Source organism: Aerosakkonema funiforme FACHB-1375 (assembly GCF_014696265.1).
GTDB classification, from domain to species: Bacteria; Cyanobacteriota; Cyanobacteriia; order Cyanobacteriales; family Aerosakkonemataceae; genus Aerosakkonema; species Aerosakkonema funiforme_A.
In genome coordinates this window covers 13,208-38,274 of the sequence record NZ_JACJPW010000043.1, presented here as the reverse complement: position 1 = coordinate 38,274, position 25,067 = coordinate 13,208, and the positions used below count along the sequence as shown (strand labels likewise).

General features: G+C 45.1%; 26 protein-coding genes and 1 tRNA gene. 16 read left to right on the top strand and 11 right to left on the bottom strand.

Annotated elements, in window-relative coordinates; translation table 11 throughout:
- Positions 1–172: 172 nt before the first annotated feature.
- The 3 genes from H6G03_RS17740 to rpiA form a co-directional block, all read right to left on the bottom strand.
- Positions 173–355, bottom strand: coding sequence for a hypothetical protein (locus H6G03_RS17740; RefSeq protein WP_190465975.1), 183 nt, complete (start codon positions 353–355; stop codon positions 173–175).
- Positions 356–504: 149 nt separating this feature from the next.
- Complete coding sequence (locus H6G03_RS17735; RefSeq protein WP_190465973.1) at positions 505–942, bottom strand: hypothetical protein; 438 nt, start codon at positions 940–942, stop codon at positions 505–507.
- A gap of 382 nt (positions 943–1,324) precedes the next feature.
- Positions 1,325–2,044, bottom strand: a complete 720-nt coding sequence (gene rpiA, locus H6G03_RS17730; protein WP_190465971.1) for a ribose-5-phosphate isomerase RpiA — start codon at positions 2,042–2,044, stop codon at positions 1,325–1,327.
- An 82-nt stretch (positions 2,045–2,126) separates the two neighbouring features.
- Here rpiA and H6G03_RS17725 point away from each other — a divergent pair, with 82 nt between their 5' ends.
- Positions 2,127–4,802 (top strand): tetratricopeptide repeat protein, encoded by a 2,676-nt coding sequence (locus H6G03_RS17725; protein ID WP_190465969.1) that lies wholly within the window; start codon positions 2,127–2,129, stop codon positions 4,800–4,802.
- Positions 4,799–5,077, top strand: coding sequence for a DUF3288 family protein (locus tag H6G03_RS17720; protein ID WP_190465967.1), 279 nt, complete (start codon positions 4,799–4,801; stop codon positions 5,075–5,077). The genes H6G03_RS17725 and H6G03_RS17720 overlap by 4 nt, the downstream gene beginning before the upstream one ends.
- 119 nt (positions 5,078–5,196) lie before the next feature.
- On the opposite strand, the gene H6G03_RS17715 is transcribed toward H6G03_RS17720, so the two are convergent.
- The 3 genes from H6G03_RS17715 to H6G03_RS17705 all read right to left on the bottom strand — a co-directional run bounded on the left by H6G03_RS17715 (position 5,197) and on the right by H6G03_RS17705 (position 9,365).
- On the bottom strand, positions 5,197–6,801 hold the full coding sequence (locus H6G03_RS17715) for a glycosyltransferase family 4 protein (protein ID WP_407650748.1): 1,605 nt from the start codon (positions 6,799–6,801) through the stop codon (positions 5,197–5,199).
- A gap of 8 nt (positions 6,802–6,809) precedes the next feature.
- Positions 6,810–8,489, bottom strand: coding sequence for an MlaD family protein (locus tag H6G03_RS17710; RefSeq protein WP_190465963.1), 1,680 nt, complete (start codon positions 8,487–8,489; stop codon positions 6,810–6,812).
- Positions 8,490–8,582: 93 nt separating this feature from the next.
- Positions 8,583–9,365: an ABC transporter ATP-binding protein gene (locus H6G03_RS17705; RefSeq protein ID WP_190465962.1), complete on the bottom strand. Its 783-nt coding sequence runs from the start codon at positions 9,363–9,365 to the stop codon at positions 8,583–8,585.
- A gap of 50 nt (positions 9,366–9,415) precedes the next feature.
- Here H6G03_RS17705 and H6G03_RS17700 point away from each other — a divergent pair, with 50 nt between their 5' ends.
- Together H6G03_RS17700 and H6G03_RS17695 are read left to right on the top strand one after the other, a co-directional pair.
- Entirely contained in the window at positions 9,416–10,093 is a 678-nt protein-coding gene (locus H6G03_RS17700; RefSeq protein WP_190465959.1) for a uracil-DNA glycosylase family protein, read from the top strand.
- A 269-nt stretch (positions 10,094–10,362) separates the two neighbouring features.
- Positions 10,363–11,172: a DUF928 domain-containing protein gene (locus tag H6G03_RS17695; protein WP_190465957.1), complete on the top strand. Its 810-nt coding sequence runs from the start codon at positions 10,363–10,365 to the stop codon at positions 11,170–11,172.
- A 134-nt stretch (positions 11,173–11,306) separates the two neighbouring features.
- Here H6G03_RS17695 and H6G03_RS17690 read toward each other — a convergent pair.
- The 3 genes from H6G03_RS17690 to H6G03_RS17680 all read right to left on the bottom strand — a co-directional run bounded on the left by H6G03_RS17690 (position 11,307) and on the right by H6G03_RS17680 (position 12,927).
- Positions 11,307–11,378, bottom strand: a tRNA-Lys gene (locus H6G03_RS17690).
- Positions 11,379–11,436: 58 nt separating this feature from the next.
- Entirely contained in the window at positions 11,437–12,261 is an 825-nt protein-coding gene (locus H6G03_RS17685) for an alpha/beta fold hydrolase (protein ID WP_322111930.1), read from the bottom strand.
- A 45-nt stretch (positions 12,262–12,306) separates the two neighbouring features.
- On the bottom strand, positions 12,307–12,927 hold the full coding sequence (locus H6G03_RS17680) for a lysophospholipid acyltransferase family protein (protein WP_242056952.1): 621 nt from the start codon (positions 12,925–12,927) through the stop codon (positions 12,307–12,309).
- 27 nt (positions 12,928–12,954) lie between these two features.
- Here H6G03_RS17680 and H6G03_RS38845 point away from each other — a divergent pair, with 27 nt between their 5' ends.
- The 4 genes from H6G03_RS38845 to lptC all read left to right on the top strand — a co-directional run bounded on the left by H6G03_RS38845 (position 12,955) and on the right by lptC (position 16,845).
- Positions 12,955–13,083 carry a hypothetical protein gene (locus H6G03_RS38845; RefSeq protein ID WP_255512242.1) on the top strand — a complete coding sequence of 43 codons (129 nt, stop codon included), beginning with the start codon at positions 12,955–12,957 and terminating at the stop codon, positions 13,081–13,083.
- Between the two features lie 223 nt (positions 13,084–13,306).
- Entirely contained in the window at positions 13,307–14,926 is a 1,620-nt protein-coding gene (gene metG / locus H6G03_RS17675) for a methionine--tRNA ligase (protein WP_190465951.1), read from the top strand.
- Positions 14,927–14,998: 72 nt separating this feature from the next.
- Positions 14,999–15,607, top strand: a complete 609-nt coding sequence (locus H6G03_RS17670) for a LabA-like NYN domain-containing protein (RefSeq protein ID WP_190465949.1) — start codon at positions 14,999–15,001, stop codon at positions 15,605–15,607.
- A gap of 65 nt (positions 15,608–15,672) precedes the next feature.
- Positions 15,673–16,845: an LPS export ABC transporter periplasmic protein LptC gene (lptC, locus tag H6G03_RS17665; RefSeq protein WP_190465947.1), complete on the top strand. Its 1,173-nt coding sequence runs from the start codon at positions 15,673–15,675 to the stop codon at positions 16,843–16,845.
- A 171-nt stretch (positions 16,846–17,016) separates the two neighbouring features.
- Here the strand turns inward: lptC and H6G03_RS17660 are convergent, their stop codons facing one another.
- Together H6G03_RS17660 and H6G03_RS17655 are read right to left on the bottom strand one after the other, a co-directional pair.
- Entirely contained in the window at positions 17,017–18,354 is a 1,338-nt protein-coding gene (locus H6G03_RS17660) for a D-alanyl-D-alanine carboxypeptidase (protein ID WP_190465945.1), read from the bottom strand.
- Entirely contained in the window at positions 18,327–18,557 is a 231-nt protein-coding gene (locus tag H6G03_RS17655) for a hypothetical protein (RefSeq protein WP_190465942.1), read from the bottom strand. Before H6G03_RS17655 ends, H6G03_RS17660 begins: the two co-directional genes overlap by 28 nt.
- A 116-nt stretch (positions 18,558–18,673) precedes the next feature.
- On the opposite strand from H6G03_RS17655, the gene plsX reads away from it, so the two are divergent.
- The 8 genes from plsX (at position 18,674) to H6G03_RS17615 (ending at position 25,051) form a co-directional block, all read left to right on the top strand.
- A complete protein-coding gene (plsX, locus tag H6G03_RS17650; RefSeq protein ID WP_190465940.1) occupies positions 18,674–19,708 on the top strand; it encodes a phosphate acyltransferase PlsX in 1,035 nt (344 codons plus the stop codon).
- Positions 19,708–20,709: a beta-ketoacyl-ACP synthase 3 gene (locus H6G03_RS17645; RefSeq protein WP_190465938.1), complete on the top strand. Its 1,002-nt coding sequence runs from the start codon at positions 19,708–19,710 to the stop codon at positions 20,707–20,709. Before plsX ends, H6G03_RS17645 begins: the two co-directional genes overlap by 1 nt.
- Before the next feature lie 50 nt (positions 20,710–20,759).
- A complete protein-coding gene (locus H6G03_RS17640; protein ID WP_190465936.1) occupies positions 20,760–21,314 on the top strand; it encodes a Uma2 family endonuclease in 555 nt (184 codons plus the stop codon).
- 18 nt (positions 21,315–21,332) lie between these two features.
- Positions 21,333–21,698, top strand: coding sequence for a DUF4259 domain-containing protein (locus H6G03_RS17635; protein WP_190465934.1), 366 nt, complete (start codon positions 21,333–21,335; stop codon positions 21,696–21,698).
- 58 nt (positions 21,699–21,756) lie between these two features.
- Positions 21,757–22,635 carry an ACP S-malonyltransferase gene (gene fabD / locus H6G03_RS17630; RefSeq protein WP_190465932.1) on the top strand — a complete coding sequence of 293 codons (879 nt, stop codon included), beginning with the start codon at positions 21,757–21,759 and terminating at the stop codon, positions 22,633–22,635.
- Positions 22,636–22,816: 181 nt separating this feature from the next.
- Entirely contained in the window at positions 22,817–23,455 is a 639-nt protein-coding gene (locus H6G03_RS17625; RefSeq protein WP_190466033.1) for a 1-acylglycerol-3-phosphate O-acyltransferase, read from the top strand.
- A gap of 87 nt (positions 23,456–23,542) precedes the next feature.
- Positions 23,543–23,842, top strand: a complete 300-nt coding sequence (locus H6G03_RS17620) for a DUF2288 domain-containing protein (RefSeq protein ID WP_190465929.1) — start codon at positions 23,543–23,545, stop codon at positions 23,840–23,842.
- A 159-nt stretch (positions 23,843–24,001) separates the two neighbouring features.
- A complete protein-coding gene (locus H6G03_RS17615) occupies positions 24,002–25,051 on the top strand; it encodes an AI-2E family transporter (RefSeq protein WP_190466031.1) in 1,050 nt (349 codons plus the stop codon).
- Positions 25,052–25,067: the final 16 nt, after the last annotated feature.

Below are 25,067 nucleotides of genomic sequence, written 5' to 3'. Positions count from 1 at the left end.
TTTGCAAAGGCACTTAACTATGTGAATTCAAACAATTTATTTGGAAAGTACTGTTTGGCAAAGGCTCATAAAAACTTCTCACCTTTTGATAAGGCTGACAATGGGGTAGATAATTATACTGAATAGTGAGGTCGATCGACGATCGTAACAGAATTTTTTCCGAATGGAAAAATTAATCACAGACCAGACTTGGCTTTTTGGCTCTTCTGGTATAAGTAGTAAAAATTTTGACAAATAACCCTTTAACCGTCCTCAAGTTAGTAGCAATGAAAAGAGGCTTGCCTGCGATCGCAACCTTGTAAATGCACCCGTATAAACGCGATCGCCCGCCACCCAAATCTGTAAATGCACCCATCTGTAATATTACTAACAAGGGTTTCAGTCAGAACAGCCAATTTTTTGTTTGCAGAATTATAACACCAAAAGGGTTACTTACTTCTAACTTACCCAGCCAAAAGGCTAACCATATCACACCAGGAAACTCGATCTATTATTGCCTAACGCTCATCCTCGGTAGAGATTGTATAACGGAAAACAATCGAAAGTGACCTGGACAAATGCCCAGGTCAGCTTTAGCTTAATGTCAAGCAGATGATAAAATATCCAACCTATTTGGTTGAACATCATAACGTTTGATGGCATCGGCGAGACATCAAACTGTGTAATACTCACAGCATTACCAGGCCCGGAGGCATCCAGATCGTAACCTATATAGCGATTTCCACCGCTACTGTAGAGGAAGAAAAGCGCAGTTTGCGAAGTACCGTTTTGTTGGGACAATTCTAAATCTACTTCCGCAACATTGGTGAAGTTAATAGTGGAATCACAGTCCAGTAAAAGAGCTTGACAAAAGCAACATAATGTGGAATAAGCTTTAGACTGCGGCAGGGCGAAGCATTTGGACAGAAAATCTTGGGTTTTGTGCAATAAATTGTCGCCCAAATGCGAAAGCCCCTACACAAAACATATTTCGTTGTTTTTGTCAATTTATTCTAGTGGACTGGCGTTCTAGGAATATTCGCGATGATTATTTTCTCTCCTCTACCCAAAAGACGGAGGAGCAGGGTTCGGTCAATAACCCAGATGTTTCAGCTAGGTTTTCTGGTTAGTTACAAGCCCCATCCCAAGAGTGGGTGGGGCGGTTGACAGATAGATTATTTTTAATGATTGAAAAGCCCAACAAGCTCAACCAAAAGTCGATCGCAAGATAGGTTTTTTATTTTAAAAAAGTTTAAGATAGCAACAAAAAGTTTTGGTCTTTTTTAGTTAGCAATTGCTCAGAAAACCGGTTTCTTCAAGAAAACGGTTTTCTGAGAAAATAACTCTAGCCTTTGACAATCTCGCGCACGGAAGGCTGTCCGTCCTTGATTTCACCTACCAACACTAAATTTGTGGTGTTGACAAATAAGCCATTTTCGAGAACACCGGGAATGTTGTTAAGTGTTTTCTCTAGTTCGGCTGGGTTGTCAATGCTGTCAAATTTGACATCGATTACCATATTTCCCTGATCGGTAACTACTGGGCCAGCTTTTTTGACGCCCATTCGCAATTCTGGTTTGCCGCCGAGTTTTTCAATGGCACGCATTACGGGTGCGTATGCCATCGGTATGACTTCTACAGGTACCTTGAAGGTGGAACCGAGTTTGTCTACCAGTTTGGAACTATCCACAACTACGATAAACTCGGCAGCGAGGGTATCGACGACTTTCTCGCGGGTGTGGGCAGCGCCGCCACCTTTGATTAAATTGAGTTGGGGGTCAACTTCATCGGCACCGTCAATGGCGATATCGATCCGATCGATTACATCCAGTGTCGTCAGGGGAATGCCGTACTCTCTGGCTAACACTTCCGCCTGAAACGAGGTGGGGACGCCTATGATATCTTTTAATTCGCCGGATTTAAGGCGATCGCCCAAAAACTGTATCGCGTAAGCTGTAGTAGAGCCAGTCCCCAGCCCTACAATAGAACTGGATTGCACGCGATCGGCAGCAGCTTTGCCGACTTGCTGTTTCATCAATTTAGAGGCGTCCATTTCTGCGGTCATTCACTAAACTCCTTCGTCGTCGGTCAAAAGGTCATCGGTCAAAAGGTCAAAAGGTCATTTAATTCCTATTCCCCGATCGCCAATGACCTGTTCCCCGATTAAAATAACTCCAGCGTTAACTTTACCGCGTCAAGGGCAAGCTAATAGGATGCAAAGTCAACTTCATTCAGAAGCAGCTCAAAACTTCTGCAACATCGGCAACCAGCTTAAAAGTCAGCAAAAACTCAATGAAGCGATAGAAAGCTACCAAAAGGCGCTAGAAATTCAACCCAACTACGCCCAGGTACACTACGAGCTCGGTGAGGTATACTTGCTGCAAAGGAAGTTCGCCGAAGCGATCGCATCCTGCAAACTCGCCCTGAAGTTACAACCGGATGAAGCCCCGACATACAAGATTTTAGGCAACGCCCTGCAAGCCCAAGGCAAGATAGAAGAAGCCCTTCGCGCTTACAACAAGGCGCTGGAAATAAACCCGGAGTTTGCGGAAGCTTATGTCAATAAAGCGACTATGCTTTCCAAGCTGGGTCAATCAGAAGAAGCGATTGCCTACTATCAAAAAGCGATCGACCTCAAACCAGATCTGGCAGCTGCATATTGGAATTTGGCAAATGTTTTCATGCAGCTAGGTCGAGCTGATGAAGCAGTTCCTTGCTGGCAAAAGGCTTTGAAACTCAAACCAGAACTCCTGAGTGCCGAAACTCTCAACGATCTGGGAACGGCTGTCGGCAAACAGGGTAAGTGGGAAGAGGCGATCGGATATTACAAACGTGCGGTGGCATTGAAACCGAATTATCCCCTCGCACATTTTAACTTGGGTACGGCTCTCAAACAACAAGGTCAAATAGAGGAAGCGATCGTGCATTTACAAAGCACGATCGATCTCAAACCAGATTATGCGGAAGCTTACAATCAGTTAGGCAACGCTTTCTTAGAACAAGAGAAGTTTTCACAAGCTCTGCTTCAATACCGGAAAGTACTTCAACTCGTCCCTGATTCAGCGCGAGCGTATTTTAACATAGGTTCGGCTCTAGCACAACAAGATAATTTTGAACAGGCGATCGTCCAGTTCCAAAAAGCGATCGAACTGCAACCCGACTTAGCCGAAGCTTACTATAACATCGGGATGTCAGTGCAGCGGCAAAGCCAGCAACAAGGTCGGCTGAATGCCGAGAAGTTCAAATATGCGATCGACACTCTTAAAAAAGCTATTAAAATCAACCCCGACCTGCTGCTTTCCCATTTGTGTATGTCGTTTTTGATCGGCGGGCCAGCTAATAATTCTGATTTTGCGCTTTTAAGAGAAGCAGTAGATGATTATAGCCAAAATTGTGGCGAAACAGGTCAGATAATTGCTGCCATAACTTTTATCGCCACTTATGTCAAATCGGGGCTGAACGAAATTGCCAGGAACAAATTTTTGGAAATTGAACCGCTAATTTACGAGCGTTTGTCAGAATTAAAATCAGAAGAGATCGCATCTATTTACTCGCAAGTATTATTTAATGTCAATTATTTGCGCGAAGATTTACCTGCGAATTCTAAACTGGCAAACACAATTGGCGAAAAATACGTTGAAAAAGTTATTAAGCCTAAGCCAGAACAAATTTATAATATTAAATCAAAAAGCCAAGGCTCGCAAAGATTAAGAATAGGTATTTTGTCGAGCCACTTTGTCAGACATTCTGTGGGCTGGTGTAGTTATGATACGATCCGAGAATTGAATGACCTGACCCAAAACGTCTACTTGTACCTCACTGGCGATCGCAAACCAGATGATAGAACTAAGCTATTTGAACAGGCGTCTACAAGCCTTTACAGACCCAAAAAGTTAGCCAATGGCACAGCCGATACAAAAGAAATAATCGAGCAAATATTGAAAGATGAAGTAGATGTATTAATTGATTTAGATTCTCTCAGCGTCCCCATTCAAGTCGATATTATCCATAAACAACCAGCGCCTGTGTGTATATCTTGGTTGGGATTTGAAGCGCCATTCACAAATGCAAATAATTACTTCCTCTGCGACTGGCACACGCACCCCGCAGGTACAGAAAAATACTATCGGGAACAGTTAGTCCGTCTGCCAGATTCATTTGTGGCAGTTTCTGGATTTGAATGCAAACCCATCCAGCGAGAAGTTAGCAGAAAAGCTATGCGGCTGGCTGAAGATCAAGTAGTTTACTTATGCGTTGCGCCTGCATATAAAATGAATGCAGAAATGATAAAATCTCAGGTAAAAATGCTCAAGCACGTGCCTGATAGCATATTGATATATAAGGGACACACAGGCGATCGAGAAATAATTCAAGCGGCTTATCAGAAGGAATGCGAAGCAATTGGAGTGAGATTTAATCGCATAAAATTTATGCCCCTTACAAAGACGGAAGAAGAACATAGATCGACTTACAAAATTGCCGATGTTTTGCTCGATTCCTATCCTTATAATGGCGGGACGCATAACTTAGAAGCATTATCCTTTGACTTGCCAGTTGTAACTAGAACAGGTGAGCAGTATCTTTCCAGAATGGGATATTCTTTTTTACAAGCTCTCTCCCTTTCGAGTGGTGTAGCTAAGAGTTGGGAAGAGTACACAGATTGGGGAATTAAACTCGGTAACGAGACCGATCTAAGGCTTTCAATACGAGAGCAAATTGTGCGATCGAAACAGCCAGAAAATTTAGCACCTTTGTGGAACACGAAAAAATTTGCCCAGGATATGTACAACATATTTGAAGAACTTGTAGCAAAACAAAGATGACCAAAGAACAGCAGCATCCTCAATATAGTAAAGATCGCAAAGTAGTCGATAACCTCTTAGCAGGAAAGCCAAGTGAATACAACCTAGCCGAATTAGCGCGGTTGCGAATTCGCTACCTTGGCTTTCCTGGCGCGAGAGATATCAAGGAAGACTTAGACAAAGTTCTGCAAATGTGGGGTATGAACGAAGAGGAACTTTATGAAACTACCCGCAAAATCCATGCGAAAGGGGAAGTTTATAAAACTCGCGGTAACGATAGCGAAGATTGGGCTTAGCTAAGCTAGGTGTAGAGAAACCGGGTTTCTGCGTGCTTCATGCAACTATAAAGCGCTGTAATTATTCCTCTACCCACTATTTTCCTGAGAATTTACTTTCTTACGAGATGACGATTATATCATTGTAACCAATTAGGGAAATGAGTGCGATCGCCTTCATTTTCCAAACAATACAACATCGCTGCCAGTCGGTAATTAATAGCCCTTGAATTGTCCAATCCTTTCGCTAATTTTTCTACCAATTCATCTACAAAAGTCTGTTCCACTTCCGTTAACTGTGTCTTTTTAAAAGCACTATTTTGCAGGATTTGATGAGCCTTACCGATATTTCCCAAATAGAGACTTTCCAGTTCTTCAACTGCTGCACTCAACCAAAAATTCGCTATGCGTTTGCGAATTAAGCGTAAGTCTGCCAATACCGATTCATCTTCTGGATCGATTTCATAGAGGTTCATACATCCACTTACCAGATTGAGGAATTGCGATGAATCGATAGTTTCTTCCAGCAACTGCCGCTCAAACTTTTCCACATGAACTGATAACTCAGCAGAGGCTTTTTTGGCATTTTCTATATTTGCAGCAGCTGATTGCAAGGCTGAGCTAACTAAGTCAGCCATTTTTGACCACGAAAACTTTTTAGATTGTGACAAGCCAGCCGAAATTAATGATTGGCGAACATCGAGCTTTTGAACTTCGGATAAAGCTTTAGTTAATTCATCGACATCGCTATCATTTACATAAATTGCGGCTTCTCCAGCCACTTCGGGAATAGAGGCATTTGCACAAGTAATAACTGGACATCCACAGGATAACGCCTCAAGTATAGGTAATCCGAACCCTTCATATTTTGATGGATAGACTAATGCGACGGCACCAGAATAAGCTAATTTTAATTCTTCATCTTCCAGTTGCAATTTATGGATGGTGATGCCTGAAAGGAAGGCTTTGCGATCGCTTTCTGATAAGAAACTAGCACCTGTATAAACAATTTCAAAATCTTGTTTGTTTGTCAGTTTAGCAAAAGCTTGGATAAACAAAATAGTATTTTTGTAACCTGTTGACGCACCAACTAAAAGAAAGTAAGGTTTTGAGATGCTATACTTTACTTTAAAACTGCTAATTTCTTCAGGAATAGCGGGCGAAAATATACTTTTAACGCCGCAATGAGCCACAGTTATAGAACTGGCGTGAATATGCGGAAAAAACTTTGCTAAATCGCGGGCTGTATTTTCTGAAATTGCAATGTATCTATATGCGTGGCGGATAGCATAATGTTTCTCGCGCCACATGGGTTCGGCAAGATTCCAGCGCATAATTTCTGGAATCATATCATACGCCATAAATACAGATGGCGTTGAAATAGGTGTTGTGTAGTAGGTGGAAACGAATAAGTCAGCATTTTCTTCATTGCAAACTTGCTGCAACATTATGCGGTCTGCATCTGTTTTGCTATAGTCATATTGCTGAACATTTCGATATCGGATACCAGAAATTTTGGGAGCAGTGCCAACTCGATCGAGTACAACAATATGCTTTGCATATCCACTAGCTGCCCACTCTTCTAGCAATGACCTCCAAACACGAGCAATTCCTGTTTTATAGAATTGAAAAAATATAGCATCAATTACTATTATTGGATATATTTTTTGATAATTAAGATTGTTTTCGATATTTCGAGAGGAGTTAATTTGTGGATACAACAAACTATCTTTATTCATTTTCACTTATTTTTTTATTGCTTACTTCCAGAAGATTTGCTGTTTTTTTGTGCAATCGGTTTCGGCTTGTTCTCTTCTATAGAGGTTGTCACAGGTACGGGTGGATGAGTAGCAGAAGTATGATTTGCCATTTCCGGAATTTGCATATTTGTTGCTGACACCATAGGAGTCAAGAACTGTGCAACTTCAACTTGCTCTTGTAATTCCTCTGTGGAAGATACCAAACCGCTCAACCCGTTAACCAGGTTGCGTAAATTATTGCGGAATCTGGGATCGCCTGTCAACTCATCGAGGTCAGATGTGATTTTTTGTGCGTTCTCAAACGTTACGCGAGCGGAATCTAATGTTTGTTGTAGAGTTAGTAAATAATTTGGGTCATTCAACGAGTTGGAGATATCGCGTAAATTGGCGGAAGCTTGTGCTGCATTGGCAGACAGAGTTTCTAAGTTACGAATAAATTCTCCTTGCAAAACGCGATCGATCGCCGGAGAAAGGTTGGCTACCGTAACTCGAAGCTGTTCGCTAGTTTGGCTGAGATTGTTGAGGGTGCTGACAAGTGTAGCTTGATTGGTTTTGACTAAACTATTGATATTTGTAAGTAAATCGCTGGCTTGACCGGCTGTTACACTAAATCGATCGGCTGTTGTACCAAATTTCCCCGCCGTCTGAGTAACAGTCTCGTTAATTTGATTTGCGGTTCGAGTAGCGGTAGTATCAATTCTATTCACAGCAACAGAAACTTGGTCGGCGGTGCGACCGAATTTGTCTATAGTTCCACCAATGCGATCGGTAGTACGACCTAATTTATCAGCAGTCGCACCGATGCGATCGGTTGTTTGATTAACGGCAACATTAATTTGACTGGCAGTTCCAGCAAATCGATCGGCTGTTTGATTGAGTTTGTCAGCAGTACTGCCGAATTTGGCGATAGTTAGGTTAACATTATCCGCAGTACTGCCGAATTTAGCAATTGTTTGATTTAGTCGATCGGCAGTTCCGCCGAATCGATCGACTGTTGTACCTAATTTTTGCGCCGTTGCACCAACTGTATTCGCCGCCGCCGACACATTTCTCAAATCTTGCTTTACCGATACTATTAAACCAGACAGTTCTCGTGTCAGTTGAGTCACTCCCTGTGCCGCTACAGATGTGTTTGCTACTGCCGAATTTATGTTGTCAAAAAACTTGGGGTCGCTGTATAAATTGGCAAAGCGAACGGCAACGCGAATTAGTTCGTCCAGGCTAACTCCCACCTTACCTTGCAAACGTTCGTTGTTACAGATAATCAAGTTGCGATCTTTGCAGTCGGGACTGAAAGGATTAACACCTTGGACATCAATCGGTACAGTATTTATAGGTACGATCTCGATAGTATTTTCGCTAATTAAACCAGACTGATTCGCTTCTACTACAACATTGCGAGGTATTGCTAAATCTGATTGGGTAATTTCAATTTCAACTTCAACTCCATTTGCTTGTGGTTTGATGTTGGTAACTTTGCCAACGGCGACACCGCGATATCGCACTGCTGTCCCTACTTGCATACCGGCTGCGTTGGCAAATTCAACGATCGCTTTATAGGTGCGAGTGCCGAAATATGTGCCACGCAACCACAAAACTAATGCAGCGAATAAGCCTATTCCCAACAAAAATAACAAACCAACCGAGCCTTCCCGAACTGTTCGCGATCGCATCTCCTCTCCCCCAACCGATTTTAGATTTTGGATTTTGGATTTTGGATTTTTAGAATTGAAGGCTTGCGATAATCGAAAACTATTAGAGCTATCTTAACCGGCTACTTGAATCGGCCCTTCTACGCTACCGCTAAAAAATTGCCGGATCAAAGCGTTATCGGTCGTATCGATCTCGCTAAGACTTCCCGACCACTGCACCTTACCCCGATAGAGGAACACAATTCGATCGGCAGTACGGCGGATCGTGCTGTCTTGGTGAGTGACAATAACGTAGCTGGTGCAACCTCCTTCATTACACTGTAACTGGCGGATCAAATCCTCAATTACCGTAGAAGCAACCGGGTCTAGTCCGGCGGTAGGCTCATCGTACAGCAAAACTTCTGGGGTATCCTTGGGATTTTCTGGATTTGACATAATCGCACGGGCAAAACTCACCCGCTTACGCATCCCGCCCGATAATTGAGAAGGATAGCGATCGCCAATTCTCGGCAATCCCACCATCTCCAGCTTTTGGTTGACCAGAGAGCGAATTACGCGGCGCGGCAGTTTAGAATGTTGAAACAACAGAAAACCGACATTTTCTTCTACTGTCAGCGAGTCGAACAAAGCCGCTTGCTGGAAAACCATACCAATGCCGATCGGATCTTCCGCATCTTCCACCAACCCCCGCCGTCGCTCTCCTTTAATATAAATCTCGCCAGCATCGGGAGCCAGCAAACCAGAAATTATGCGTAGAATCGTCGATTTTCCCGTACCGGAGGGGCCAATAATCGCCAGCGCTTCGCCTTGGTAAATCGTCAGGTCAACTTCATCTAAGACTAAAGCATCGCCAAAAGACTTACTGATTCCCTTTAATTCAATTAACGGCTCAGCCATAAAAGTTCTCAGTGCCGATCCCTGAATCAAAAGAATAATAATTTAGTTTCATGACAGACATCCAACAGTTACTAACAGAAATACAGCAAGAAGCTCAAAGTGCTGAGTTTCCCATCGACGAACCAGTCTATCGTGCAGCGGGTTTGGAGCCCACCCAGCCAATTCTATACGCAGGCAACCTAGAAAGCCAGCTATGCTTTTTTGCGCGAGATTTAGGCAAAGATGAAGTATTTGCCCGTCAACCGCTTTACGGCGCTGCTGGCAAGCTTGTCCGGCTGGGTCTCTACCGCTCTATGTACGGTAAAGAGCCAAGCGACGATCGAGATTTGCAAACCGTTCTCGATCGCGTTCTCTTCACCAACACCGTTCCTTACAAACCACCAGGGAACAAAGCTTACTCAGAAGGTGTGAAAAAACGATTTCGTCCTTTTCTAGAACGTTTGCTCGTATTTCACTGGCAAGGAAATCAAATTATCACGTTGGGGAACGAAGCTTTTAAATGGTTTTTTCCCTATGCTGCCAAAGGCGTGGCGGCGGAATTTTTTGAAGGTAGCGATCGCTACACGGCCAGTTTGCAAGTTACCCTCCAAGCAAAAGATAATCAAGGCAATCTGCATCAACGTGTTGTGACGCTGATGCCCCTACCTCACCCTTCTCCGCTCAACCAACAATATTACGCCCAATTTCCCCAAATGCTTCAGCAGCGCCTAGCCGAAATTAGGGATTAGGGCGTCGGGGGAAGAGGGAAGCGGAATTTTGACTTTTGACTTTTGACTTTTAGCTCTCCCGCTCCCCTCTGAAGCTCTCATATATGTGTCATTAGGAACACCGATGGGGATGCTTAAGTCTTGGATATGGGTATACTCAGATTAATAGCTTTACATCTAGCCTCAGTGCTAAATTGTCATCTCCCAAAAGTAATACAGTCTCGCTTTTGGAATTTTTAACAGCTAAGCTGATATAATTACTAGCCCTTATTGCACAAGCAGGTATTTATATGGGTTCAAAAAAATCCGTCCTACATCTGGCAACGCTTTCATTGGCGGTATCTCTGGGATTGGCTATCATCCCTCGCTTCCCAGCCAAAGTACAGGCACAGCAAAGACAAACCTCCGCTCAAAGGATACCTGGCAGTTGGGAGATATCTCAGGCATTTCAGGCTCCAAATAGAGGCGCACCTACTAGCACCGCCGGAGGGGCATCGCGGGGCGAACAATGCCAAAATGATGGGGATACGTCTCTGCGTTTAACTGCATTGATGCCAACCGATAAATTCGGGCTAACAGTAACAGCTAATCCAAAAATCTTCTTTTATATTCCTACAACTTCTGCAAGTACCGCAGAATTTGTTCTCAAGGATGACCGGGATACAGATATTTACAGACAAACTTTTCCTATTACTGGCACACCTGGTATTGTGAGCTTAAGCCCTTTTCAAGGAGCAAATAGACCGTCTTTAGAGAAAGGCAAGAATTATAAATGGTATTTGGTGCTCAGGTGTAATTCTACAGACCAAATTAACGATCCTTTTGTGGAAGGTTGGATGGAACTAACTGACCCCAGTCCAACTTTAGCCCAACAGCTCAAGGAAGCCCCACAAGAGCGCGATCGCCTAGCATTATATGCCAAAAATGGTATTTGGTACGAGGCGCTCAGCACTATAGCCGAACTGCGCCGCACCGATCCCAATAATTCAGCCGTAGCAACTTCCTGGGAAGAACTGTTAAAATCAGTCGGCCTGGAGCAAATCGCCAAAGAGCCTTTGGTCGATTGCTGTAAAGCCGCAACCACAACTGCATCGCCTTAGCGAATAAACTTTAAAATTTGGCGCGTCAACGGCGCGTCAAGGCGCTTCAAAACGTCGAACTTGCGATCGCCCAACACCTAAAAGCAAAATCCCTGAAGTCCTTGCTAGAATTTGATTTCAGGGATTTTGTCTGATGGGCGACCAGGGGCTCGAACCCTGAACCACCGGATTAAGAGTCCGCTGCTCTACCATTGAGCTAGTCGCCCTCCGAATTGCTATCATAACAAATTCAACAATATTTATGCAGGGCTCGCCTAAAATTTTTTAAGTCGGTGAACTGACAAGCTCACTTTTTGAATTTTTTGACCGTGCTAAAGTGTGGGAACGCTTACTCTGAGAGGGTAAGAACTTGCGGGCTTTCATAATTTCGTAGAGATTGACATCCTTCTCCAGCAAACAAGCGTGACCGCTTTCGGGTAGAACCACGATTTCCGCATTGGGTAAGCTTTCCGCTAAGCATTCGGCTTCAGTTACAGAGGGTAGCAGGCGATCGGACGCACCCGCAACAATCAGCACCGGTTGACCGATGCGATGTAACTCGATATTCTCAACATCAAAATCTTTGAGCAGAGATAGTCGCCACACAGCCGTTTTCTGAGGTACCATTTGGACAGCTTCCATGAGGGCTTGACGGTCTTCAGGCGCAATTCTTGCCAAAGCCGCTAAAACCGACAAACCTACCAATGAACCAAACTGATAAAAGCTCTCAGGCACGATCTTAGTCAAAGAGATGCCCAAATATATCCAAGGGCGACGACTTATAGAAGAAGCTGGGTTGACTAAAATCAGGCGTTCAAATAGTTGAGGAGCTCGCAGCGCAACTTTAATTGCCAAGCAACCACCAAACGACTCGCCGCACAAATAAACCGATCGCTGGGGATCTTGCTTTATTTCTGCTTCGATCAGCCCCACAACTTTATCGGCCAGAACATCCCAGTTTGTCAAGTCATTGGCTGGGATCGCCAAACAGCGTATATCGAAGCCAGTTTCCAAACCAGCAGTTTGCGATCGAAACAGTTGACCCGTACCATCCATTCCTGGCAGAAATACAAATAGGGGGCAATCTGGCTTAAGTGGTTTAGGCGTCAAAAAGCAAGGGTGACTTTTTATCTGTAGCATCGTTATACAAATAATTCAATAACAGCCCCGACGGAGCAGTTCGGCAATTTCAGTTTGACAGTAATGCGTAATCTCAGCAACGACTGCTTTTGCCTGTTTGCCTTGATAGTATTCCCGTTGGGAAGCGCTTATCCAAGAAGGATGACCGATGAGAACGTTAACTCGGCGATATACTACCAAAGGATGCCAACCCGGTTGAGCGAATAACGGTTCTGAAGGGTCAAATAAGCTCAGTAGCTTGAGAGGAACGGCTGAACTTACCGATTCCTCAATCGAAGCGATCGTCACTGGCAATATTACCAAATCCGGCACCGCAGCTCGCAAAGCCAAATGTGCGAATCCCCTTTGAAACTTCCCTAATTTATCCGGCGGGCTAAACTTGACCATAGGTTGCGCCCCTTCCGGAAACACTCCCACTACCTGCTGAGTTTGTAAAAGCTCGATCGCCCGATCGAAGAAATGCTGCTGTCTGAGTCCGGATTCTTTTAAGGGAAAGCACCCTAAGCTTGTCACAATTTCCCGCATCACCGGTACTTCCCCCATGTAATGATGACAAGCAAAACGAATTGTACGCCCCACAGATGCCATCAGCACCGGTGCATCCATAAAGCTGCGATGATTGCTCACCAGCAGCATCGGTCCGGTTCGAGGAATACGATCCTCATGGTGGAGAAACAGCCGCGTACCAGTAGCAGCAAGGAACGACTGCGAAATCTTCAGTGGACTCTCGGAATACATGGAGAAAGCAACATCAATGGCAATACGGAAGACATTCTTCTTAATAATTGTTAACTTTAATGTAATAGCAGCGACAAATATCCCAGGGTAGAGACGCCTCTACCTCGATCGTGTAAGCAGGTTTTATATTGAATAGCGGTGAAAAAATGAATTTTAACCGCAATATCGCGGTATTAAGTTTTTTAATAACTTATATAAAATAAATAAATAAAATGAGGTATTCAAACCCCTCATGTATGATTAGAAACAGTTTTAGAGAATTACTTTGTGTCATTCCATGAATTCTATCGATAAAAATAAAAACACATTTGCTGTTACAACACCGCTGTACTACGTAAACGACTTACCTCACATAGGAAGTGCTTATACTACGATCGCCGCAGATGCGATCGCTCGGTTTCAAAGGCTACGCGGAAAATCCGTGTTGCTGATTACAGGAACTGACGAACACGGGCAGAAAATTGAACGTACAGCAGAAAGTCGGGGGAAATCGCCTAAAGAACACTGTGACGAAATTGCCGTTGGCTTTCAAGCACTTTGGCAACAGCTCGATATTCAGTACGATCGGTTCAGCCGTACCACAGCCCCAAAACACGAAGCTATTGTCAAACAATTTTTTCAGGACGTCTGGGACAAAGGCGATATCTACCAGAGCCAACAAAAAGGTTGGTACTGCGTTTCCTGCGAAGAATTTAAAGAAGAACGCGAACTCCTGGAAGGAAGGCGTTGTGCCTTGCACCCAAACAAAGAGGTAGAATGGCGAGACGAGCAGAACTATTTCTTCCGGCTCTCCAAGTACCAAAGCCAACTCGAAGCCCTGTATCAAGAAAGACCCGATTTTATTCAGCCACAAAGCCGCCGTAACGAAGTTCTCAACTTTGTCAACCAAGGACTGCAAGACTTCTCGATTTCGCGAGTAAACGTGCAGTGGGGCTTCCCGGTGCCAGTTGACCCCAGCCAAACAATATACGTTTGGTTTGATGCTCTGCTCGGTTATGTTACCGCTCTACTCGATCCGGATAGCGAACCTACCTTAGAGAATGCCTTATCAAAATGGTGGCCGATCGACTTACATTTGATTGGCAAAGATATTTTACGCTTCCACGCCGTTTATTGGCCTGCCATGTTGCTATCAGCCGGTCTGCCAATTCCATACCGAGTGTTTGGGCATGGTTTTATTACCGTAGACGGACAAAAAATGAGTAAAACGCTTGGTAATACGATCGATCCCGTTGCCTTAGTCAAGCGCTACGGTACAGATGCTGTGCGCTACTACTTTATGAAAGAAATTGAATTTGGGCGGGATGGCGATTTTAACGAAAAAGAAAGATTTATTCCCATACTCAATGCCGACCTGGCAAACGACTTGGGCAACTTGCTCAATCGCACGCTGAACATGGCACGTAAGTACTGGGGTGGCAAAGTACCGAATATCAGCGGTCAAGATATCCCCGCAGATAATACCCTCAAAGTTATTGGCAGCGACTTGGGAGAAAGAGTCGCCCAAGCCTACGAAGCCCTCGCTTTCACCCAAGCAACTGAAGCGATTCTTACATTGATTCGCGCCGGCAACAAATACATTGACGAACAGGCTCCTTGGACACTGTACAAGCAGGGAAAACAGGTACTTGTAGAACAAGTACTGTACGCTGTTTTAGAATCAGTACGATTGGCTGCCTATCTCTTGTCACCGATTATCCCCAATATCAGCAACGAAATTTATCGGCAATTGGGCTTTGATACGAACTTTAATGACAAAACACAAATTAATGTTTCAGCACCTTTCAACATCCATGCTAATTGGGGAACACTACCTAGTAGTCAGACTTTAGGCGAACCCCGACCCGTCTTTCAGAAACTGGAGTTACTGGAAACCGGTTCGTCAGAAGACAAATAAGCTATTAGGGATGCTAAAAATATTAAAAGATAGCATCAATTTTGATTTGATAACAAAAGAGGCATAACAACCATGTTGAATAATTTGGAAAGAGATTCGCTATTCACGCCAGAACAAGTTCTAGAAAATCGCGGTCGCGTTGCTATTTTTATTGATGGCTCGAATTTGTTTTATGCAGCCCTGCAACTGGGAATTGAAATCGACTACACCAAATTGCTTTGTCGATTAACTGCTGGCTCTCGACTGCTGCGATCGTTCTTTTATACTGGAGTCGATCGCACTAACGAAAAGCAGCAGGGTTTTCTACTGTGGATGCGCCGCAACGGCTACCGAGTAATTGCCAAAGACCTCGTACAATTGCCGGATGGTTCTAAAAAAGCTAACCTCGATGTGGAAATAGCTGTAGATATGATGGCCTTAGTCGGTTCCTACGACACAGCTGTTTTGGTAAGCGGAGATGGCGATCTGGCATACGCAGTCGATGCAGTTAGTTATCGGGGCGTTCGGGTAGAAGTAGTGAGTCTCCGTTCCATGACCAGCGACAGTTTGATCAATGTGGCAGACCGTTATATCGACCTGGAAAATATCAAGGAAGATATCCAAAAAACTCCACGACAAGGCTATACATACCGTCCGTTTTCTGGTATAGGTTTGCTGGACGATCCCAAAGATGACGAATAAGCGAATAATTAAAAATTAAAAGCTGCTTTCTGGATTTTTAATTTTTAATTGTTAAGGGGGCAAATTTGAATAAAAATAATCGTGGCAAAATTGTCCCGCTCAAACTCGTTTTTTTGCTGCCGCTCCTGTTAAGCATAGTAGCTTGCAGGAGCGACGGTCGTACAGCAAAAAAACTGGCTCAAGATAGTCAACTCGCGCAAGAAAGTGCGGCGGGAAAAAATGTTGAAGGTGGTTTTACCTTTAATGAGGTTACGCTCGATCGCGCTGATGAAAAGGGAAGTCCTGTATGGAAAATCAAGGCAAAACAAGCGGTATATAGCAATAACAACAAGATTGCACAAATTCAAAGTCCGATAGGTGATTTGTTCCAGGATGGCAAGTTACTTTATCAAGTAACAGGACAACAGGGAGAAGTTCATCAGGATGGCAAGAAAATTTTTCTTAAAGGCCAAATTGTCGCGACCGATATCCAAAACGGCGTAGTCTTGCGCGGCAACGAGATGGAATGGCGTCCCCAAGAAGATCTTTTGATTGTCCGAAATCAATTGACTGGAACTCACAAACAAGTAGACGCATCCGCACGAGAAGCGCGAGCTTTTAGTCGAGAAAAACGAATAGAATTAATCGGTAACGTAGTAGCATTTGCCAAAGAGCAATCTTTACAAATGAGAACCGAGCATTTGACTTGGGAAATGCAAAACGAAAAAATGTATAGCAATCGCCCAGTTCAATTTTACCGATATATTGGCACGACGATCGCAGATCGAGGATTCGGCGACCGAGGAGATGTTGACCTCAAAAATAAAATCGCTACGTTGAAAAAAAACGGTCAGTTAGCGTTATTAGATCCACCCCTCGATATTGCCAGTAATTTTTTAATTTGGAACGTTACAGGCAAAACAGTAACTTCCGAAGAACCTGTGCGAATTTCCCATCGCGTCCAACAAGTGACCTTAACAGGCGATCGAGGTCGAGTCGATCTAGAGCCCAAAATCGCTTATTTAAGTGGCAAAGTATTCGGTGTAGGAAAGCGTCCGCCATCCCAAATGCGAACGGATAAACTCACTTGGTATCTTCCTACAGAAACCTTTGAGGCTGTAGGCAATGTGTATTACAGACAAACTGACCCACCCTTGAGCTTGACCGGCCCCAAAGCCGTTGGCCAACTAAAAAACCAAACTATTGTCCTCAGCGGCGGTAACAGCGGCGGTAGAGTCGTTACCGAAATTGTTCCCTAAAGGGGGAGTGAGGGAGCGGGGGAGCGGGAGAGCGGGAGAGCGGGAGAATAAATCTTTTCCCTCTTGCCTTTTCCCTTTTCCCTTTTCCCTTTTCCCTTTTCCCTTTTCCCTCTTGCCTCTTCCCTCTCCCTTTTCCCTAGCCCCTAGCCCCTAATCCCTAGCCCCTAATCCCTAGCCTCCAAACAGAATATCATTGCGAACTGTAGCTCCTAAACGACTGGCATCGCCGAAATTAGAGGGAGAGGGAAGAACTACTTTTGGTAAATCTGATGCTGCGCCCCATTCCTGGATCAATGATTGTAGAAACCTATCTTGACCCATGCGAAGATTCGGGACATCGTTGCCTCGGTTGATGATAGCAAACCAAACCAAACCGCGATCGCGTGTGGGAAAAACCCCAGCTAGCGCACTGACATTCCGCAGAGTACCCGTTTTTACGACTGCTGCATTCGGTATCTGCCGATGTATCATCGTACCGTCGCGATCGAAACCCGAAACTGGAAATAAGTCGGCAATGGTTAAGCCTACAGGCTGCAACTTGTGTTGAATCGCTTGTAACATAGCACAAACTGCCCTGGGGGAAATGCGATTGTCCGCTCCCAGTCCAGATCCGTTCACCAACAGAATTTCCGACTGGGGAACTCCAGCTGCTTCAGCAGCAAGCTCTCGTACAACAGCAGCGCCTCCCAAAGCAGTAGCCAGCATCTGTGCCATTTCGTTATTGCTGTAAACATTCATGTGCTTCAAGATTTGCGCCAAAGTAAGAGAGCGGTGACGCAATAATAAAATTTGTTGCGAATTATTACTGCCACCCTGGGAATTTTGGGCAGAGAGAACTTTCACGCCACCTGCGATCGCTAAGAACGGTTTGGGGGTTCCCTTGGGCATCGAGAAATGATATCTGAACGTAGTTCCTTTTGACCAACTCTTAGCATTTAGCGTTTCTCTAAGCATTTGACCCGCCACAGCTGCTGTAACGGTGTAATTCATATAAAAATTGCCTTTAATCACCAAATTGCCAGCAACGCGCTTAATACCAAGACGGTTGAGCGCATTACCGACAGCGATCCCTTCTTCCCAAATGAACAGCGGATCGCCACTGCCGATGACTACCAAATCCCCTTGCAATACACCATTTTTTATCGGCCCAGTGGCGGCAAAAAGCGTTTCAAACTGATGAGAAGGAGACCAGGTATTCAAACTGGCCAAAGAAGTGGCAATTTTGGTTAAAGAGGCAGCTGGCAGGGGCACCGTACCCTGATTGCTGGACAGCAACACGGGCCCAGACTGAATCCACACACCCTGCGAATTGGTCGTCGAACCTTTTTTCGACAGTTCTTTTAGGTATTGCTGCAATGCGATCGCGGTTGTCGGTTCTGGAGCCGCCGGTAACACAAACCCAGGTGTACCGGGCCATGTCAGGGCCTGCACAGCATCTAGCTGGGAGCGTTCCATTCCTGCCATCGAAAGCCATGCAGACATTAACCCAGTGCTAAATAATTCCAGCATTTTTGACCATCCTTTACACTGAATCGGGCTGGGAGCATGAGCGATCGCTCAAAAAAGAGAGGCAGAGGCTCATAGGCGGAAAAATTATCCATCACCCACAATCGATCGCCAATACCCAGATGAGTAATAATATCCGTCCTTTGGGTATCAAAACCAGGTTTACTCGATCGCGCAGTCGAAAGTAAGACTAACTTTGCCAGCAAAAAGAGGTTTTCTCCCCCGGCAGCCTAATAGAGCGATCGCTCAAATACAGTAAGTTGTGTGATGTTTGGGTGTGAGCCATCTGGTAAAATCTTTGAGGTTTCTATCACATCGATCAATGGGCTCGACTCGCGCACGGATTGCAATTGACGCTATGGGTGGGGATCACGCACCCGCCGAAATCGTCGCAGGCGCTCTGAGGGCAAGGGAAGAACTAGACGTGGAAGTGTTGCTGGTGGGAGATGAGCCTCAAATCCAATCTTTCCTGGGACAACACACAAGTTCTTTTCCGCTGGAAATTGTGCCTGCTGAAGGCACAATTGAAATGCACGAGGAGCCCCTGAGCGGCTTAAAACGCAAGCCCAAAGCTTCTATCAACGTTGCTATGGACTTGGTGAAGCAAAAACGGGCTGACGCAGTGGTTTCCGCCGGTCACTCCGGGGCGGCAATGGCAGCCGCACTGCTGCGTCTGGGAAGACTGCGGGGAATCGATCGCCCAGCAATTGGCGCGGTGTTTCCAACGATACTCGCTGGCAAGTCGGTGCTGATTTTGGATGTTGGCGCAAATGTTGACTGCCGTCCCAAGTTTTTGGAACAGTTTGCTGTTATGGGTTCGATTTACAGCGAGTACGTACTGGGAGTATCTGAGCCGAAAGTGGGATTGCTCAATATCGGCGAGGAACCTTCCAAAGGTAACGATTTGGCAATCCGCACCCATGAGATGCTGGAAAATAATCCCAAAATTTCCTTCATCGGTAATGCTGAAGGTCGGGACGTTCTCTCCGGTCGGTTTGATGTCATCGTTTGCGATGGCTTTGCGGGCAATGTCTTGTTGAAATTTGCCGAAGCTGTAGGCGAAATTATGCTGCAAATCCTGAAAGAGGAGTTACCTCAAGGATTGCACGGACAGTTGGGTACGGCTTTGCTCAAACCAAATCTGAAGCGAATCAAGCAGCGCATCGACCACGCGGAACACGGCGGCGGTTTGCTTTTGGGCGTTGCCGGAATTTGCATTATCAGCCACGGTAGTTCTCAAGCTCCTTCTATTTTTAACGCGATTCGCTTGGCTAAAGAAGCGATCGATAACCGCGTACTCGATCGCATTCAGTCGAGTTATCAAAAAAGTGCTGCACCAACGGCTGATGGAGAATAATGTTGCAACAATCAGGGTTTGGTATTGCCATCACAGGCAGCGGTGCGGCTACACCGACGGCTTATCTCGATAATCAGAGTCTCGCTCAATTGGTGGAGACTTCTGATGAATGGATTACTACACGCACTGGCATCCGTCAGCGTCGTCTGGCGGCAGCATCCGACTCTCTGAGCTCTCTAGCTACTGCTGCCGCTGCTGAGGCGATCGCAATGGCGGGGATCGCAGCGGAGGAACTGGATCTGATTATTCTGGCTACCTCCACCGCTGACGACTTGTTTGGCAGCGCCAGTCAAATTCAGGCCCAACTGGGAGCAAGGCAAGCAGTGGCGTTTGACCTCACTGCTGCCTGTTCCGGTTTCGTTTTTGGCTTGGTTACGGCGGCACAGTTTATCCGCACCGGTGTCTACCGCAATGTTTTGTTAATTGGTGCCGATATCCTCTCCCGTTGGGTAGATTGGTCGGATCGGCGCACCTGCATTTTATTCGGTGATGGCGCTGGGGCTGTGGTTATGCAGGCTTCCGAGTGCGATCGTCTCTTAGGTTTTGAACTCCGCAGCGATGGCAGTATGAATAACTGCCTCAATCTTGGCTATCGGGGACAGCCAAAATCACTCGTTGAGGAAGTTAGCATCGGTCAAGGCGGTTATCAGCCCATCACTATGAACGGCCAAGAAGTTTATCGCTTCGCCGTCAAAAGAGTGCCGGAAGTCATTGAAAAAGCCTTATATCGAGCAGATATAAGTGTTGACAAAGTAGACTGGTTGGTGCTACATCAAGCAAACCAGCGCATTCTCGATGCTGTTGCCGATCGCCTACACATTCCGCCAGAGAAAGTGATTAGCAATCTCGCTAATTATGGCAATACCTCTGCCGCTTCTATTCCCATAGCTCTAGATGAAGCCGTTCGTCAAGGCCAAATTAAACCCGGTGATACGATCGCAGCCGCCGGTTTTGGTGCTGGTTTGACTTGGGGTGCAGCAATCTTCCAGTGGGGTAGGTAAGTTATTCGGGATAGGATAGCCATATATTCGCATATCCAAGGAGAATTCCGATGTCTTTAACTGTCCGGGATTTGGAAAAATTTCAAGCGCAACTTTCATCAGACTATGACGACTATCAAATAGAGTTGCAAGAGGGAAACATTATTATCATGGGGCCATCAGATATCGTATCCAGTGAAATTGGTATTCGTTTAAGCGCTTTTTTGTTTGCGTGGATTGAACCAAGAAAACTAGGGCGGGTGTTTGATTCCAGTGGGGGATTCATCCTGTCTAATACAGACTTACGCGCTCCAGATGTTTCCTTCGTTTGTGCAGAAAGATTGCGGCAAAGTCCTCGTGATTTTGGTGAGCTAGTTCCCGACTTGGTTGTAGAGATTAAATCCCGGACAGATAGAGTAAAAAAACTTCGCGAAAAAATTCAAATGTTTCTGGAACTAGGCGCGAGGGTAGGAATATTGATCGATCCAGATAAGCTGACAGTAACTGTCTATCGATCTGGTGGCGAACCAACAATATTCAATAATGAAGATACCCTCACTATTCCAGAATTATTTCCCGGTTGGGAATTGGCTGTTGCTCAATTATGGCCTCCCGTATTTGATTAAGAATTTCAGATTGGATAGATGGGAACTTGGGGAGCGGGTAATTTTGAGAATGATGGTGCGCTCGATTATTTATGCGATCTTGTCCAGCGGCTGGAAAAAGAAATTAAAGATTGCTTTACTGAAGAAAATCGAGCCGATTTAGATGAAGATGGAGAAGCTGTCCTCATACCGAGCGTAGCCATCCTCTCTGTCTTGTGCGAAAAATTCAATGTCGCGCCACCTAAAGAAACAGTTATTAAGGAATGGCGAGAAACATATCTGCGTATATACGACGAGCAAATAGATAATCTTAGACCACAGGAAGATTACAAGCAGGAACGACGTCAAGTTATCGAAGAGACTTTTGCCAAATTGGAAAGGATTGCACTTAGTTTTTATCGATGATAAATTTCGGCAGTCAAAATTTGCGATAATAACAATCCGAATTCTAGGTTAGCTAACGATGACTAAAACGGCGTGGGTGTTTCCAGGACAGGGTTCGCAAGCAGTAGGTATGGGAGTGGATTTATTAGAATTGCCAGCTGCTAAAGCAAAGTTCGATCGCGCAGAGCAGATTTTAGGCTGGTCAGTTCCAGAAATATGCCAAAAGGAGGAAGAACTATCGCGAACCCTTTATACCCAGCCATGCCTTTATGTTGTCGAAAGTATTCTGGCTGACTTGATGCGCGAAAAGGGACAGCAACCCGACCTCGTTGCCGGTCATAGTTTGGGAGAATATGTTGCCCTCTACGCTGCTGGAGTCTTCGATTTTGAAGGTGGGTTGACTTTAGTCAAACGGCGTGCAGAATTAATGGATAATGCCGCTGGCGGGATGATGGCGGCGCTGATCGGGTTCGATCGCTCGCAATTGGAAGCTAAAATTCAAGAAATACCTGACGTTGTACTCGCCAACGATAACAGCGCCGCTCAGGTGGTGATTTCCGGAACGCCAGCAGCAGTAGAAGCACTGCTATCCCAGGTGAAGGCAAAGCGTGCTGTCAAGTTGAATGTTTCCGGTGCTTTCCACTCCCCTTTGATGGCAACACCTGCGGCAGAATTTGAAAAAGTGCTGGAAGCTGTAGACTTTGCCGATGCCAAAGTTCCGGTGCTTTCTAACGTCGATCCGACACCAGCAGTGACAGGGGCAGTATTGAAGCAGCGTCTTTCCCAGCAGATGACCGGTTCGGTACGCTGGCAGGAAATTTCCCTGGCTTTACCGCCAGAAGGGATCGATCGCGTCGTGGAAATTGGCCCTGGCAAAGTTCTCACAGGCTTGATCAAACGCACTTGTCCGGATGTAGCATTGCAAAATGTCAGCAGTCTTGCAGAGTTGCCCAATTAGAGGCCAAAAAACTGCTAGGCTAATATTTTGCTGAATTTGAGTGCGTTGGGAAAAAGGAGGTTCAAGCCTCCCATTTCAAAGCGAATCATCAAAAAAATTTTCTCAATTTCAAACTCCGTCCTTATAAGGCGGAGTCAATCCAAAATCCAAAATCCAAAATCGGGTGACGAAATTGTCTGCTGTGGTCAAAAGCCGGGAACCCTTTACCAGCTTGTTGCTGTACCACTTGTTCAAGTGGTCGGTTGTTAGTCCCATGCTCCACGTTTACTTTCAGGGACGCATTAATGGTGCTGAAGCCGTGCCGCAAGAAGGGCCATTGGTGGTGGTGAGCAACCACGCCAGCCACTTTGACCCACCAATTTTATCTTGTTGTCTGCGTCGGCCTGTCGCCTTCATGGCTAAAGAAGAATTATTTAAAATCCCGATCTTAAAAGATGCGATTTTGCTGTATGGTGCTTATCCGGTGAATCGTCAGTCCGCAGACCGCAGCGCGATTCGTTCCGCACTCAAATATTTGGAGGAGGGATGGGCTACGGGTGTTTTCTTGCAAGGCACTCGTACCCCAGACGGAAGAATTACCGAACCCAAACTCGGTGCTGCTATGATTGCCGCAAAGGCAAAAGTTCCCTTGCTGCCAGTGAGTTTGTGGGGTACGGAGAAAATTTTGCAAAAAGGCTCTCCTATGCCTCGATTTACGCCAGTGACGGTGCGTATCGGCGAGCTAATAGAGCCTCCTAGTTCCAGCAGCCGGGAAGAATTAGAGTCTGTGACCCAAAAATGTGCCTTTCAAATCAATGCTCTGCATGATTTGGGCCGTTAAACCGCAGTGCTTATGTAGCTAGAGAGAGTTTTCTACCTAAAATAGCAAGCTAGAATAAGCCATAAATTAGGCAAGACTTTTTTATAAATGCAGGATCTAAAAGCGGAATTGGCAGAGACCCTGGATGAGGCAGAATGGCAATGGCTGATGCCCCACGCTCAGCGCGATCGCTTAATTGTAGTCTCTCTGGGACTCGACTTGGTGGATGTCGGGGTGGCCATAGCTAACGATGATGTTTTATCTGTCCAGCATTGGATTGGCGAGCAACTGATCTACAAACCTTCTCCCACTCAAATGGCCTCTTGGCAATCAGACGGAAGTAAGCGATTTAACGCTTTGATCGTGCAGCCTTACGTGCTGGTACAAGAACCGTCAGTTCAAAGCTGATGAAATACATTATCGGCAATTAATTTTTAATTGGGATTGGGTATTATGTAATATCCCTCTTACCCTCTGTTTTAGCCAGGGTACACAATGAAACTGGAAGATAGCTCGACTCGACCGCCCGATCCCCACAACATTCATGGGCATCTACCTGGAGATCGTATGAGTCAAATACCTGTAAAAAATCTCTGGGAACGATTAAATAATTTAGCTTTGGTTCGCTTTTTGCTTCTGTTTGCTTCTGGCTGGGCGATCGTACAGTGTTTTGCCTATTTTCAGGACATAATTGTAGTTTTTACCTTCGCTGCCATTGTCGCTTTTTTGCTCAGCTATCCGGTAAGATGGCTGCGACGTTTTATGCCTCATGGTGTAGCGGTTAGCGTAGTATTTTTGGTAAGCCTTTTGCTATTGGGTATTTTCACATTCACCGTGGGATTTGCGATTTTATCGCAAGGACAACAACTTCTGGAGAGCGTACCCAACTTTTTAAACTCTCTCATACCTTTAGTAGAAAGGCTGGAAAGTTATCTGCGTACCAGAAACCTGCAAGTCGATTTGCGTGCGATCGAAGAACCTTTGCGAAATCAAGCTTTAGTAGTTCTCGGTGCCAGTCTGGCTACTTCACCTATATTGTTGACGAATTTAATCCACTTTATACTAATTGAAGTTGTCGCATTTTTTATGCTTTTAGATGGCAAACGACTTTGGAATTTTCTCCTAAAAGTTGTACCGAAGCATCTGCGCGATCGCTTTACAGATATAGTGCAGCGTAACTTTTTAGGTTATTTTCGCGGACAGCTACTTTTATCTCTCTTTTTGAGCGCTTCCAGTTTCATCGTTTTCGTTATTTTACAAGTGCCATTTCCCTTAGTCTTGGCAGCAATAGCTGGAGTTTTTGACTTAATTCCTGGGATCGGAGCTACTTTAGGGATTATTTTAATTTGTTTATTTTTATTACCTCAAAGTATTTGGATGGCTATCAAAGTCTTAATAACTTGTATTGTACTTCAGCAAATACAAGATAACTTGATAGCTCCTCGTGTCATGCAAAATTCACTCAATCTTAACCCAGTTTTAGTATTCTTTGCATTATTAGTCGGTGCTAGAATAGCAGGTTTACTTGGAGTATTTCTAGCCATTCCCATTGCAGGAGTCGTCGTTACTTGGTTTGAAATAGAAGATATGAAAGCCATGAATTCAGAGCAATCGTAAATCGCCATCTTAGATT